This is a genomic window from Cupriavidus sp. C2SS-8b (assembly GCF_057073745.1).
The window spans coordinates 2,150,373-2,164,717 of record NZ_CP172716.1; the positions used below are offsets into that span (position 1 = coordinate 2,150,373).

Sequence of the window (14,345 nt, forward strand, 5' to 3'; positions counted from 1 at the left end):
AACACGGCGGTCATCTGCGAGCGCCGCCGTGCTGCCACAATTACTTGGTCAGGACAAAGCCCTTGAGCTTGGCGAACGCTGCATCCAGCAGCGCCTTCTGTTGCTCGTTGTGCTTTGCGTAGTAGCCCACTGCCGGCGAAGCCGAAGCAGGACGACCGGCATAACCGAGCTTCTGGCCTTCCGTCATGTTTTCCATGATGTAGTGCTGCACGAAGAACCAGGCACCCTGGTTCTGCGGCTCGTCCTGGCACCACACGATTTCGGTGGCGTTCGGATACTTCTTGAGCTCTGCGGCAAGCGCCTTGTGCGGGAACGGATACAGCTGTTCCAGGCGGATCACGGCAGCGTCGTTCGCCTCGCGTTCCTTGCGCGTGTTGACCAGGTCGTAGTAGACCTTGCCCGAGCACATGATCACGCGCTTGACCTTGCTGGCGTTCAGCTCTTCGTGGTCGGGGATGACCGTTTCGAAGTGGCCCTTGGCCAGGTCCGACAGCGGCGAGACGGCTTCCTTGTTACGCAGCAGCGACTTCGGCGTCATGATCACCAGCGGCTTGCGGAACAGGCGGATCATCTGGCGGCGCAGCAGGTGGAAGATCTGTGCCGGCGTGGTCGGCTGGCAGACCTGCATGTTGTGGTCCGCGCAGAGCTGCAGGAAACGCTCGATACGAGCCGAGCTGTGTTCCGGTCCCTGGCCTTCGTAGCCGTGCGGCAGCATCAGGGTCAGGCCCGAGGCGCGGCCCCACTTCACTTCGCCCGACGAGATGAACTGGTCGATCACCACCTGGGCGCCGTTGACGAAGTCGCCGAACTGGGCTTCCCAGATCACCATCGCGTTCGGCTCGGCGGCCGAGTAGCCGTATTCGAAGCCGAGCACGGCTTCTTCCGACAGCACCGAGTCGATCACCGTGAACGGTGCCTGGTTTTCCGACACGTTCTGCAGCGGCACATACGAGCCGGCATCCCAGCGCTCACGGGCCTGGTCGTGCAGCACGGCGTGACGGTGCGTGAACGTGCCACGGCCTGCATCCTGGCCGGTGATACGCACCGGGTAGCCCGACGACACCAGCGAAGCGAAGGCCAGGTGTTCACCCATGCCCCAGTCCAGCGGCTGGTCGCCGCGGCCCATGTTGGCGCGGTCCTTGACGACCTTCTCCACCAGCGGGTGCAGCTTCAGCGTGTCAGGCGTGGTGGTGATGCGTTCGGCCAGGCGCTTCAGCTCGGTCACCGGCACGGCGGTGTCGGCGGCATCGGTCCACTTGCGGTTCAGGAACGGCATCCAGTCGACGGCGAACTTGTTCTTGAAGTTCGACAGGACGGGGTCGGCGGTGTGCTTGCCGGCGTCCATCGCGGCGCGGTATTCCTTGACCTTCTCGTCGCCGAAATCGGCCGGCACCAGGCCCTGGGCCACCAGCTTGTCCGCATACAGCTTGCGCGTGCCCGGATGCTGGCTGATCTTCTTGTACATCAGCGGCTGCGTGACGGCCGGGGTGTCCTGCTCGTTGTGGCCCAGCTTGCGGAAGCAGATGATGTCGACCACGACATCCTTGTTGAACTCCATGCGGAAGTCCACGGCCAGCTGCATGGCGTACACCACGGCTTCGGGATCGTCGCCGTTCACGTGCAGCACCGGGGCCTCGATCATCTTGACCACGTCCGTGCAATACAGCGTCGAACGGGCATCGCGCGGATCGGAGGTGGTGAAGCCGATCTGGTTGTTGATGACGATGTGCATCGAGCCGCCCGTGCCGTAGCCGCGGGTCTGCGCGAGGTTCAGCGTTTCCATGACCACGCCCTGGCCGGCAAAGGCCGCGTCGCCGTGCACCTGCACCGGCAGCACTTCCTTGTGGCCGACTTCGCCGCGGCGTTCCTGGCGCGCCTTGGCCGAACCCTCGACCACCGGGTTGACGATTTCCAGGTGCGACGGGTTGAACGCGAGCGACAGGTGAACCGGACCGCCCTGGGTCGAGACATCGCTCGAGAAGCCCTTGTGGTACTTGACGTCACCGGCCGGCAGATCATCGACGTGCTTGCCTTCGAATTCGGCGAACAGGTCGGCCGGCATCTTGCCCAGCGTATTGACCAGCACGTTCAGGCGGCCGCGGTGGGCCATGCCGATCACGATTTCCTGCACGCCCTTGCTGCCGGCCTCCTGGATCAGCTCGTCCATCGCCGCGATGAAGCTCTCGCCACCTTCCAGCGAGAAGCGCTTCTGGCCGACGTACTTGGTGTGGAGAAAGCGCTCCAGGCCTTCGGCCGCGGTCAGGCGGTCGAGGATGTGCTTCTTCTTTTCCAGCGTGAAGACCGGCTTGGAACGCGTGGATTCCAGGCGCTCCTGCCACCAGCGCTTTTGCGCCTGGTCGCTCACGTACATGAATTCGGCGCCGATGGTGCCGCAGTAGGTCTCGCGCAGGTTGTTCAGCAACTCGCGCAGGCTCATCGACTCCTTGCCAAAGTAGGTGTTGCTGGCATTGAAGACGATGTCGAGGTCAGCTTCGGAGAAGCCGTAGAAAGCCGGGTCCAGATCCGGGAGGGGCGGACGCTCCTGGCGCTTGAGCGGGTCCAGGTCGGCCCAGTGCGAACCGATGTTGCGGTAGGCGGCGATCAGCTGGGTGGCAGCGACGCGCTTGCGGCCCATGTCGGAATCGGCCGAGGCAACGATGGTCTTGATGGGGCCGGCTTTGGCGCGCTCGGCGAACGAGGCGACGATGGGAGCGTGCGGGACGTCACGCGAATTGGAACCGTCCACGGCCGGGACATTCTGCATCGCGTCGAAATACGCGCGCCAGTTGTCGGGAACCGAAGTCGGGTTCTGGAGATAGGCTTCGTACAGCTCTTCAACGTACGGGGCGTTGCCGCCGAAGAGATACGAATTGCTTTGATACTGCTGCATCATGGGACGCTCACTTTTCTCCGGGTATGCCGGAGTTCAGCGGGTTATTCAACCTTCCGCGACACGGCTTGACCGGTTAGCGGATCGCAAACAACTCTTGGGAGCCCAACGGACGGCCCTTGGACAAACGGCACCACAAGGGCGCCGAAGTGAAAGTGCCGTCACAAGGCCCGAAAGGGCAAGTTGTGCGGGGAAGGACCTAAGTCTTCACGGCGGTAAGAATAGCACGTTTGCTTATGCGCAATGTGGACTTTTCGCGATGCGGAATTGCGTAACGCATCAATTCAGTTTGAAAACAACGTTTCCACAATAATTATCAGACCGGTGCGATGACATCGATCGCGTCGGTGATCAGCCCGTCCAGCCCGCACGCGAGCAGTTCCTTGGCTCGCCCGGGATCATTGACCGTATAGCTCACGACTTTCAATCCGGCGGCATGCGCCGCTGCGATCAACTGCGCGTCGAGTACCTTGTGATTGGCGTCCAGCGCCACGCAGCCGAGGGCGCGGGCACGCTCGAGCCAGTCACGAGGCAACTCGTCAACCAACAGCGCACGCGGCAGCTCCGGAACGGCCTGGCGCGCGGCAGCCAGGGCCTCCTCCGAGAATGACGACATCAGCGGCGGCACCGCGGCGTCGCGCCACAGAGCCTGGGCATCCAGCGCCACCGCAGCGCCGGTCTGCGCTTCACGTCCTGGCACCGGCTTGATCTCGATATTGCTGTGCAGCCCGTTGGCTTGCGTATAGCGGGCGACGGCAGCCAGCGTCGCGACCGGCTCGCCGGCGTAGTCAGGGCTGTGCCAGGCACCGGCGTCGAGCTGCGCCAGCTCGCCCAGGGTCAGTCCATCGACGCGGCCGAAACCGGAGGTCGTCCGGTTCAGCGTCGCGTCGTGCATCAGGATCGGCTTGCCGTCCGCGCTGAGCTTCACGTCGAACTCGAACATCCGGTAGCCGAACGACGCCCCGAGGCGAAATGCCGCCAGCGTGTTTTCCGGCGCCAGCTTGCCGGCGCCACGATGGGCGATGTAGCGCGGGTATGGCCAGTTGGCCGCCGTGACGACCGGAGAATTGCTTGTGCCCATGCTCAGGCCTCGATGCGCTTGCCCGACTGGGCGTCAAAAAAATGCAGGTGATCGGCCGATGATGTGACCGGCAGCCTGTCTCCCGCCTGCACCCGCGCATGGCTGTCCAGCCGCACGACGATGGGCTGGCCGCCCAGCGATCCATAAGCAAAGGAGTCGGCGCCCAGCGCCTCGACCACGCGCACATCGACCTCGGCAATCGCGTCATGGGAAGCGCATGGCTCGATATGTTCTGGCCGCAGGCCCAGCAGCGCCTCCGCGGGAAGATGCAACCCCATGGGCAGGTGGCCCAGCGTTGCGCCGTTGGCATTTCCCTCCTTGCCGACGACCCGCATCTGCGCCCCGCCCGCGTCGCCGTTGCGCACGACGGGAACGAGATTCATCGGCGGCGAACCGATGAAGCCAGCGACGAACGTACTCGCCGGGCGGGTATAGACCTCCAGCGGCGTGCCGATCTGCTCCACCCGCCCGCCATTGAGCACCATCATGCGGTCCGCCAGCGTCATGGCCTCGACCTGGTCATGTGTCACGTACAGGCTGGTGGTTCCCAGGCGCCGATGCAGCTCCTTGAGCTCCAGCCGCATCTGCACGCGCAGCTTGGCGTCGAGGTTCGACAGCGGCTCGTCGAACAGGAACACCGACGGTTCGCGCACGATGGCACGCCCCATCGCCACGCGCTGGCGCTGCCCGCCGGAAAGCTGGCGGGGCTTGCGGTCCAGCAGCGGCGCCAGTTCCAGAATGCCCGCAGCGTGCCTGACGCGCTGCTCGATCTCCGCCCTGGCCATGCGGCGTATCTTCAGCCCGTATGCCATGTTCTCGTACACGGTCATATGCGGGTACAGCGCGTAGTTCTGGAACACCATGGCGATATCCCGCTCGGCAGGCTCCAGCTGGTTGACGATCCTGTCGCCGATATGGACATCGCCACCTGTGATCGTCTCCAGCCCCGCCACCATGCGCAGCAGCGTCGACTTGCCACAACCGGACGGCCCCACGATGACGATGAACTCGCCATCGGCGATCTCCATGTCGATACCGTGCACGACCTTGACGTTGCCGGCATAGGTCTTCTGAACATTGCGAAGCGACAGTTTTGCCATTGTGATGTTCCTGTACAGCCTGCGTGATCCGGTCACGCGCTCACTTCTCGGTTTCGACCAGTCCCTTGACGAACCACTTCTGCATCAGCACCACCACCACAGCCGGCGGGATCATGGCCAGCATCACCGTGGCCATCACCAGATTCCAGTCGGTCGCGGCATCGCCCGAGCGCGAGATCATCTGCGTCACACCAACGACCACCGGCGTCATCGACTTCTGCGTGGTGATCAGCAGCGGCCAAAGGTACTGGTTCCAGCCATAGATGAACTGGATCACAAACAGCGCCGCGATGCTGGTGCGCGACAGCGGGAGCACCACGTCCCAGAAAAAGCGCAACGGCCCCGCCCCATCGATGCGCGCGGCTTCGGCCAGTTCATCGGGAATGGTCAGAAAAAACTGCCGGAACAGGAAAGTGGCTGTGGCCGACGCGATGATCGGAATCGTCAGCCCGAAGTAACTGTCGAGCATGCCAAGGTCAGACACCACCTTGTACGTGGGCAGGATGCGGACCTCCACCGGCAGCATCAGCGTGATGAAGATCAGCCAGAAGAACGTCTTGCGCAGCGGGAAGCGGAAATAGACGATGGCAAACGCGGAAATGATCGAGATCGCGATCTTCCCCAGCGCGATGCCCAGCGCCATGATGAGGCTGTTCTTCATCATGGTCGAGACCGGCGACGCGGCCTCGCCAACCCCCTGGAACAGCACCGTGCGATAGTTCTCGATCAGGTGGCTACCGGGGATCAGCGTCATCGGCGCGTCGAGCACTTGCTCCGCCGTCAGCGTGGACGCGACGAAAGTCAGGTAGACCGGAAACACCACGATGACCATGCCGGCAATCAGCACCACGTGCGTCAGGAAATCCAGGAAAGGGCGGCGTTCTATCATGGCGGCCTCCTCAGTACTGGACCTTGCGCTCGACGTAGCGGAACTGCACTACCGTCAACGCGATGACAACCACCATCAGCACCACCGACTGTGCCGCCGAACCGCCGATGTCCATGCCGCGAAAACCATCATGGAACACCTTGTAGACCAGTGTATTGGTCGAGTTGAATGGCCCCCCGTGCGTCACGGCATCGATGATGGCGAACGTATCGAAGAAGGCATAGACCACGTTGATCACCATCAGGAAGAAGGTGGTCGGTGAGAGCAGCGGAAAAATGATCGACCAAAAGCGGCGCCACGGCCCGGCTCCGTCGATGGCGGCGGCTTCGATCAGCGAGCGCGGGATGCTCTGCAAGCCGGCCAGGAAGAACAGGAAGTTGTAGCTGATTTGCTTCCACGCCGCCGCCAGCACCACCAGCAGCAGCGCCTGGTTGCCATCGAGCAGGAAGTTCCAGTTGATGCCCATCCGGTGCAGGCCGTAGGACACCACGCCGAGCGTTGGATTGAACATGAACATCCACAGCACGCCGGCCACTGCCGGCGCCACCGCGTAGGGCCAGATCAGCAGCGTCTTGTAGCCGACCGCGCCGCGCACCACCCGATCGGCAAAATAGGCAAGCAGCAACGCGGTGGAGAGGCCGACTACCGTAACGCCAATGGCGAATACACCCGTCACGCGAAACGACTCGATATAGAGCGGGTCATTCCAAAGCGTGCGGAAATTGTCGAGGCCGACGAAGTCCAGGTTGATGCCGAAGGCATCCTGCTGCAGCATGGACTGGTACAGCGCCTGCCCGGCCGGCAGGAAAAAGAAAACCAGCGTGATCACGATCTGCGGCAGTACCAGCAGATAGGGCAACCACAGCGAGCGGAAAACGACGCGTTTTTCCATCGGCAAGTTATCCTTCGACCGCCGCGCAAGCGGCGTCGCGGTGAAACCTGCCCGGGTCGGCACGGGTGTGCGCCGCCGCCCCGGGAGCCAGCTCAGTTCGCCAGTAATTTACTCGCGAGCCGTCTTCTGGAAACGCTCAAGCAGCTCGTTGCCGCGCCTCACCGCATCGTCCAGCGCGACCTTGGGCTCCTTCTTGCCGGCCCAGACGGCTTCAAGTTCCTCGTCGACGACGGTACGGATCTGCACCATATTGCCCAGCCGCACGCCGCGCGACTTGTCGGTGGTCTTGACCACCATCTGCTGCACTGACACGTCCGCGCCGGGGTTCTTGTCGTAGTAGCCCGACTTCTTGGTCAGTTCGTAGGCGGCCATGGTCACCGGCAGGTAGCCGGTCGCCTGGTGCCAGTCCGACTGGATCTCCGGACGCGACAGGAACGTGAAGAACTTGGCTACGCCCTTGTACTCTTCAGGCTTCTTGCCGCCCATCACCCACAGCGAGGCGCCGCCGATGATGGTGTTCTGCGGGGCGCCCGGCACATCGGGATAGTATGGCAGCTGGGACACGGCAAAAGCGAACTTGGCGTTCTTCCGGATATTGGCCAGCGATGCGGACGAGCCCGTAAACATCGCGCATTCGCCGTTGTAGAACTTGGCCTGGGACTCCGCCTTGCGCCCGCCATAGCTGAAGTAGCCCTTCTTCACCATATCCTGCAGATTGGTGATGTGCTTGACATGAAGCGGGCTGTTGAAGACCAGCCGCGCGTCCGTGCCGCCAAAGCCATTGTTCTTGGTGGCGTACAGCGTGTTGTGCCATGCCGAGAAGCTTTCCAGGTGCACCCAGCCCTGCCAGTCGGTGGTATAGGCGCAGTTGGTGCCCGACGCCTTGAGCTTCGCCGAATATTGCATCACCTCCGGCCAGGTCTTGGGCGGCTTCTCCGGATCGAGGCCAGCCTTCTTGAAGGCATCCTTGTTGTAGTAGAACACCGTGGTGGAACTGTTGAACGGGAACGAGAGCATCTCGCCCTTCGACGAGGTGTAGTACCCGGCCACCGCGGGGATATAGGCCTTTTGGTCGAACTTCTCGCCCGCGTCCTTCATGACGGTGGAGACCGGCTTGATGGCACCCTTGGCACTCATCATGGTGGCCGTGCCGACTTCGAACACCTGCAGGATGGCCGGCGCGCCGCCCGCGCGGAACGCGGCGATGCCGGCCGCCATGGTTTCGTCGTAGTTGCCCTTGTTGACCGGCACGATCTTGTACTCGGACTGGCTGGCGTTGAACTTGCCGGCGATCTCGTTGACCTTGTCATTGAGGGCGCCCTGCATGGCATGCCACCACTGGATCTCGACCGCTGCCTGGGCACTGCCTGCCCCGGACAGGGCGGCCAGCACGGCGATCTTCAGCACACTACGGGAAAAGGACATGGGTAGGTCTCTCCTGGTCAGGGTCTTCGCTGCATCGTGAATCAAGCGAATTTATGTGCTTTTTGTGACAGCGGCATGTTACGCCTGTCGCACCCCGCGGGGCAATTCAGCAAAACCACCAGTGGGCGGCATGCTGCAGTGCAATGCCGCAAGCGCGCGACGGAGGGCAGTAAAATGCCGCCCCATGCAACCCCTGCGAAATCTCCCCGCCTCCGCCTTGCGCCGCGTGCGCGGCATCCTGACGGATATCGACGGCACCCTGACTACCGGCGGCAGGCTGCCGGCGAGCGCGGCCCAGGCCGTGGAACAGTTGAGCCAGTCCGGCCTGCATGTCATCCCTGTCACCGGGCGCTGCATCGCGTGGGCCGAGATCCTGGTCCGGCTCTGGCCCGTCGACGCCATCATCGGCGAGAACGGCGCGTTCTATTCCCATCTGCGCAATGGCCGGCTGCTGACCCGCTTTCTCGACGATGCCCCGACCCGGGCACGCAACCTGGAGCGCATCCATGCCCTGGGCGAGCATATCCGGCGCGAGGTGCCCGGCAGCGCGCTGGCCTCCGACCAGGCCTGGCATGCGGCCGACCTCGCCATCGACCATGCGGAAGACGTCACGCCACTGCCGGAAGATGCCGTGGCTCGGATCGTCCGGCTAATGCAGGACGCCGGCATGACCGCCACCGTCAGCTCCATTCACGTCAACGGCTGGTTCGGCCAGCATGACAAGCTCAGCATGAGCCGTCTGTGCGTGGCCGAGCTTCTGGGCGATGACCTCGATGCGCGCCGCGACGAATGGCTGTTCATTGGCGACTCCGCCAACGATGCCAGCATGTTCCGGCATTTCCCGCTGTCGGTCGGAGTGGCCAATGTGCGCGAAATCCTGCCACAGCTGCCGGTCCTACCGGCTTACGTGACCGACGCCAGCGGCGGCGAAGGATTTGCTGAAATGGCAGCACAATTGCTTGAGGCGCGCACCGGGCAATGAAAAAAGGCCGGGAAGAACCCGGCCTTTTTACTAATCACTAGGGCCGATGACGGCTTAGTCGAATCCCAGCTCCTGCAGCTTGCGCGTAATGGTATTGCGCCCGATACCCAGGCGCGTGGCGGCTTCCACGCGGCGGCCGCGCGTGACGCCGAGCGCCGCTTCGAGAACGGCCTTTTCAAAGCGCCGCGTCAACACATCCATCACTTCGGGCAACCCGGATTCCAGCATCGCGCGTGCCTCGCCGGCGAGCAGCCCTTCCCATCCGGCCGTCGACGATGCCAACGCGGAAGCTGCCGATGCGGTGACGGGCCGCACCGCCGTCATGGTCTCCGACTCGGCAACCGGCATGGTCAGGCCGCCGTAGTCAGACAGGTCGTGGCCGACGGCGGACTCCGTTGAAGGCAAGCGCGGCTCGGCGGCACGATGCACCGCCTGCACGCCTTCGGGACTGCCCGTCCCGATCATTTCGCGCGGCAGGTCCTTGACCTCGATGGTCTGGGCCGGCGCCATCACGGTCAGCCAGTTGCAGAGGTTTTCGAGCTGGCGCACATTGCCCGGGAACGGCAAGGTGCTGACATAGGTCAGCGCCTCGTCGGACATGCGCTTGGGCTCCACGCCCAGCTCCTTCGCGCTCTTCTGCAGGAAATGCCGGGCCAGCAGCGTGATGTCTTCCGGCCGCTCGCGCAGCGGCGGCAGCCGCAAGCGGATCACGTTCAGGCGATGGAACAAGTCCTCCCGGAACAGGCCTTCCTTGACGCGCACCTCCAGGTTCTGGTGCGTGGCGGCGATGACCCGGACATTGGCGCGCAACGGATTGTGGCCGCCAACACGATAGAAATTGCCGTCGGACAGCACGCGCAGCAAACGGGTCTGCAGGTCGAACGGCATGTCGCCGATTTCATCGAGGAACAGCGTGCCGCCCTCGGCTTGCTCGAAACGCCCGCGCCGCATGGTTTGCGCGCCCGTGAACGCACCGCGTTCGTGCCCGAACAGCTCCGATTCAAGCAGGTCCTTCGGAATGGCGGCCGTATTCAGCGCGATGAACGGGCCGTTGGCGCGCGGGCTGTGCTTGTGCAGCGCGCGCGCGACCAGCTCCTTGCCGGTGCCGGATTCGCCGGTGATCATCACGGTCACGTTCGACTGCGACAACCTGCCGATGGCGCGGAAGACATCCTGCATGGCGGGCGCCTGGCCGAGGATTTCAGGCGCATCGACGAGACGGTCATCCATCTCGGCCTCGCGCAGGCTCTCCTCAAGCGCGCGGCGGATCAGTTCGACCGCCTTGTCGACATCGAATGGCTTGGCCAGGTATTCGAAGGCCCCGCCCTGGAACGCCGCTACAGCACTGTCGAGGTCCGAATAGGCCGTCATGATGATGACGGGCAGGCCCGGGTGCTTGGCCTTGATGGCCTGCAGCAGGTCCAGGCCCGATCCTCCGGGCATGCGGATATCGGATATCAGGACTTGCGGGACATCGTCTTCCAATGCCGCGAGCACGTCGCGGACATTGGTAAAGCTGCGGGAGAGCAGGCTTTCACGGGCCAGGGCCTTTTCAAGTACCCAGCGGATTGATTGGTCGTCGTCGACTATCCAGATCGGCTTCATGTGCGTCGCTTGTCTGCTCGGTGTCATTTGGTCTTCCGCATGCCCGCCTGGCGACAGTGCAAGGTTCGATCGCGGATGCCGGCGGGACAGCTAGTGCAGCGGCAGCAGGATGCGGAAGTCGGTACAGCCCGGCCTGCTCTCGCATTCGATCAAGCCCTCGTGCTGCTGCACGAAGGTTTGAGCGAGTGTGAGACCGAGACCGCTGCCGCCATCCCTGCCCGAAACCAGCGGATAGAAGATGCGTTCGCGGATGTCATCGGGAATTCCCGGGCCGTTGTCGATCACATGCAAGTCCAATGCCAGCTTGAAGAGACGCTTGGCGATCGTGACCTGGCGCGCGACCCGGGTGCGCAGGACGATCTGCGCATCGCCGCGCGCGATGCGCTCGGCCAGCGCCTGCGCGGCGTTATGGACAATGTTCAGCACGGCCTGGATCAGCTGCTCCATGTCGCCGTGCAACTCGGGCAGGCTCGCATCGTAGTCGCGCACGATGTCCAGGCCATTGGGAAACTCGGCCAGCACGACCGAGCGCACGCGCTCCAGCACCTCGTGGATATTCAGGCTCGACACGATATGCGGATGGCGGTGCGGCTCCAGCAGCCGGTCCACCAGCGTCTGCAAGCGGTCCGACTCCTTGATGATGACCTGCGTGTACTCGCGCAGCGAGCGCTCTGGCAGTTCGAATTCCAGCAATTGCGCCGCGCCCCGGATGCCGCCCAGCGGATTCTTGATCTCGTGCGCCAGATTGCGGATGAGTTCTTTATTGGCGGAAGTCAGGTCGAGGATGCGCTCCTCGCGATCGCTGCGGACCTTCTGCTCGTTGAGCAGGATCTCTACCAGCACGGTATCGCCAAACGCTTCCAGCGCGCCGATCACCACATGCGCATGGATCGGCTCCTGCAAGGGCGGCCGCAATACCAGGTCCTGCCGGCGTACGTCGAACTGTCGCGTGATCACCGTATCGATCATGCCCTGCAGCTCTTCAGACGGTCCGAACAGGTCCGGCAGGGACAGTTCCAGCATGGCCTTGCGCGATACCGCGAAGGTCGATTCGGCCGCCGGATTAGCATAGGCCACGCGCAGACCCGGCTGCCTGACCAGCAGGACGGGATTGGCCACCACATCCAGGCCCGCCTGCAGCGGCGACACCTGACCGCTGCCCTGACCCACGACCGGTGAAGCCGGGCCAGCCGTGTCGCTGCGGCCGCCGTCAGCGCCGCCGCCCTTGCGCGGCACACTGCGAATCAGGCGACGCATAAGACTAGTCCTTCAGGTTGGAGAGCTCACGGCGCAGCGACGCCGCGTTGGCCTCGCTGCGGCCGATGTCATCGCGCAGCCCTGCCGTCCGATCGAGATACTTCTGATAATTCCGTTCATTGCCCTGCCGCTCCGGCTGGCCGTTGTTGTATTCGGCGCGCAGCGCCGCCAGCTTGGCGTCTTCGGCCTGCAACTCCTGCTCCAGCACGGTGCGCCGCTCGCTGTCGCGGCTTCTCTGCGTGGCGCTGTCCACGCGCGGAAAACCGCTCGTGGCCGCCGTCCCGCCGCCTGCTCCGCCTGACGTCGACGCGGCCTTTGCCGGGCCGGCCGTACGCCCCCCGGGGACAGTGACCACATCGGGCAGGTTCAGCCGCTTGCACCCCTTACCCGCGCTGCCGTTGCGATACTCCGGCACCCCATTGGGTCCGACGCAGACATAGACGTCAGAGGACTGCGCCAGGGCAACCTGACTCCACGCGGACGCCACCAGCAATGCGGCAGACACCAGCATGGGGAGTCGCACACGGGATTGGTGCAACGGCTTGGCCGGTGTGGCCGTGGGCGGGAACGCGTTCATGAACATCAGCGGTAGGGTGGAACGGAAAGCCCCATTCTAGCCATCAAAAGAAAAAGGGACAGCCTGAGCCGCCCCTTGCTGGTGCAACTGTTGCCCGACCACAACCTGTCGTCATTGCCGGGCAACCACTCGCTTACAGCGAGTAATACATTTCGAACTCGACCGGGTGAGTGGTCATGCGGAAGCGGGTGACTTCTTCCATCTTCAGCTCGATGTAGGCGTCGAGCATGGAGTTGGAGAACACGCCGCCGCGGGTCAGGAACTCACGGTCGTTGTCGAGGTATTCCAGCGCCTGGTCGAGGCTGTTGCAAACGGTCGGGATCTTTGCATCCTCTTCCGGCGGCAGGTCGTACAGGTTCTTGTCGGCAGCTTCGCCCGGGTGGATCTTGTTCATCACGCCGTCCAGGCCGGCCATCATCAGCGCCGAGAAGCCCAGGTACGGGTTCATCAGCGGATCCGGGAAGCGGGTCTCGATACGGCGGCCCTTCGGGTTGGCGACGTACGGAATGCGGATCGAGGCCGAACGGTTGCGGGCCGAGTAGGCCAGCTTCACCGGGGCTTCGAAACCCGGCACCAGACGCTTGTACGAGTTCGTGCCCGGGTTGGTGATGGCGTTCAGCGCGCGTGCGTGCTTGATGATGCCGCCGATGTAGTACAGCGCGAATTCCGACAGGCCGGCGTAGCCGTTGCCTGCGAACAGGTTCTGGCCGTCCTTCCAGATCGACTGGTGCACGTGCATGCCCGAGCCGTTGTCGCCGACGATGGGCTTCGGCATGAACGTGGCGGTCTTGCCGTAGGTGTGGGCGACGTTCTGGATCACGTACTTCTGCAGCTGGGTCCAGTCGGCGCGCTGCACCAGCGTGCTGAAGCGGGTGCCGATTTCGTTCTGGCCCTGGCCAGCCACTTCGTGGTGGTGGACTTCAACGGGGATGCCCAGCGATTCCAGGATCAGGCACATTTCCGAACGCATGTCCTGGAACGTGTCGATCGGGGCGACCGGGAAGTAGCCGCCCTTCTTGCCCGGACGGTGGCCCGAGTTGCCGTGCTCGAATTCCTTGCCCGACGACCACGGGGCTTCTTCGGAATGCACCTTCACGAAGCAGCCTTGCATGTCGACGTTCCAGGTCACGCCGTCAAAGATGAAGAATTCGGGTTCCGGACCGAAGAAGGCGGTGTCGCCCAGGCCGGTGCTCTTCAGGTAGGCCTCCGCGCGCTTGGCGATCGAACGCGGATCGCGGTCGTAGCCCTTGCCGTCCGACGGTTCCACCACGTCGCAGGTCAGGACCAGCGTCGGCTCTTCGTAGAACGGGTCGATGATGGCGGTGTTCGGATCCGGCATCAGCAGCATGTCCGAAGCCTCGATACCCTTCCAGCCAGCGATGGACGAGCCGTCGAAGGCGTGGCCGCTTTCGAACTTGTCATCGTCGAAGTGCGACGTCGGAACCGAAACGTGTTGCTCCTTGCCTTTGGTATCCGTGAAGCGGAAATCGACGAACTTGACGTCGTTTTCTTTCACAAGCTTCATCACATCTGCAACGCTTTGGGCCATGCCAATCTCCTGGAAATTCGGCTGAAGTCTAGAAAGTCATTCGTGGGCCGGTCATCGCGCCGGTGCGAAGTGCTGTGGTTCCAAGCCACTGCGCCCGC

At 63.4% G+C, this 14,345-nt stretch carries 11 protein-coding genes; 1 reads left to right on the plus strand and 10 read right to left on the minus strand.

Going from position 1 to position 14,345, the window contains the following annotated elements; all coding sequences use genetic code 11:
• Positions 1–40 precede the first annotated feature (40 nt).
• From ACIGJB_RS09955 to ugpB, 6 genes are all read right to left on the minus strand, one after another.
• The gene (locus tag ACIGJB_RS09955) at positions 41–2,893 is read right to left on the minus strand and encodes a 2-oxoglutarate dehydrogenase E1 component (protein WP_483729699.1); all 2,853 of its coding nucleotides are present in this window, start codon (positions 2,891–2,893) and stop codon (positions 41–43) included.
• Between the two features lie 313 nt (positions 2,894–3,206).
• Positions 3,207–3,971 (minus strand): glycerophosphodiester phosphodiesterase, encoded by a 765-nt coding sequence (gene ugpQ, locus ACIGJB_RS09960; protein WP_483729700.1) that lies wholly within the window; start codon positions 3,969–3,971, stop codon positions 3,207–3,209.
• Positions 3,972–3,973: 2 nt separating this feature from the next.
• Entirely contained in the window at positions 3,974–5,071 is a 1,098-nt protein-coding gene (locus tag ACIGJB_RS09965) for a sn-glycerol-3-phosphate import ATP-binding protein UgpC (RefSeq protein ID WP_483729701.1), read from the minus strand.
• Positions 5,072–5,111: 40 nt separating this feature from the next.
• Positions 5,112–5,960, minus strand: coding sequence for a sn-glycerol-3-phosphate ABC transporter permease UgpE (gene ugpE / locus ACIGJB_RS09970; protein WP_483729702.1), 849 nt, complete (start codon positions 5,958–5,960; stop codon positions 5,112–5,114).
• Positions 5,961–5,970: 10 nt separating this feature from the next.
• Positions 5,971–6,852 carry a sn-glycerol-3-phosphate ABC transporter permease UgpA gene (gene ugpA, locus ACIGJB_RS09975; protein WP_483729703.1) on the minus strand — a complete coding sequence of 294 codons (882 nt, stop codon included), beginning with the start codon at positions 6,850–6,852 and terminating at the stop codon, positions 5,971–5,973.
• A 108-nt stretch (positions 6,853–6,960) separates the two neighbouring features.
• Complete coding sequence (gene ugpB / locus ACIGJB_RS09980) at positions 6,961–8,277, minus strand: sn-glycerol-3-phosphate ABC transporter substrate-binding protein UgpB (RefSeq protein ID WP_483729704.1); 1,317 nt, start codon at positions 8,275–8,277, stop codon at positions 6,961–6,963.
• A gap of 184 nt (positions 8,278–8,461) precedes the next feature.
• On the opposite strand from ugpB, the gene ACIGJB_RS09985 reads away from it, so the two are divergent.
• Positions 8,462–9,259, plus strand: a complete 798-nt coding sequence (locus tag ACIGJB_RS09985) for an HAD-IIB family hydrolase (RefSeq protein WP_483729705.1) — start codon at positions 8,462–8,464, stop codon at positions 9,257–9,259.
• A 54-nt stretch (positions 9,260–9,313) separates the two neighbouring features.
• On the opposite strand, the gene ntrC is transcribed toward ACIGJB_RS09985, so the two are convergent.
• The 4 genes from ntrC to ACIGJB_RS10005 all read right to left on the minus strand — a co-directional run bounded on the left by ntrC (position 9,314) and on the right by ACIGJB_RS10005 (position 14,247).
• Positions 9,314–10,864 carry a nitrogen regulation protein NR(I) gene (gene ntrC, locus ACIGJB_RS09990; protein ID WP_483729706.1) on the minus strand — a complete coding sequence of 517 codons (1,551 nt, stop codon included), beginning with the start codon at positions 10,862–10,864 and terminating at the stop codon, positions 9,314–9,316.
• A gap of 90 nt (positions 10,865–10,954) precedes the next feature.
• Positions 10,955–12,121: a nitrogen regulation protein NR(II) gene (gene glnL / locus ACIGJB_RS09995; RefSeq protein WP_483729707.1), complete on the minus strand. Its 1,167-nt coding sequence runs from the start codon at positions 12,119–12,121 to the stop codon at positions 10,955–10,957.
• A 4-nt stretch (positions 12,122–12,125) separates the two neighbouring features.
• Entirely contained in the window at positions 12,126–12,704 is a 579-nt protein-coding gene (locus ACIGJB_RS10000; RefSeq protein WP_483729708.1) for a DUF4124 domain-containing protein, read from the minus strand.
• 127 nt (positions 12,705–12,831) lie between these two features.
• Positions 12,832–14,247 (minus strand): 3-hydroxylaminophenol mutase, encoded by a 1,416-nt coding sequence (locus ACIGJB_RS10005; protein ID WP_483708437.1) that lies wholly within the window; start codon positions 14,245–14,247, stop codon positions 12,832–12,834.
• Between the last annotated feature and the right edge of the window lie 98 nt (positions 14,248–14,345).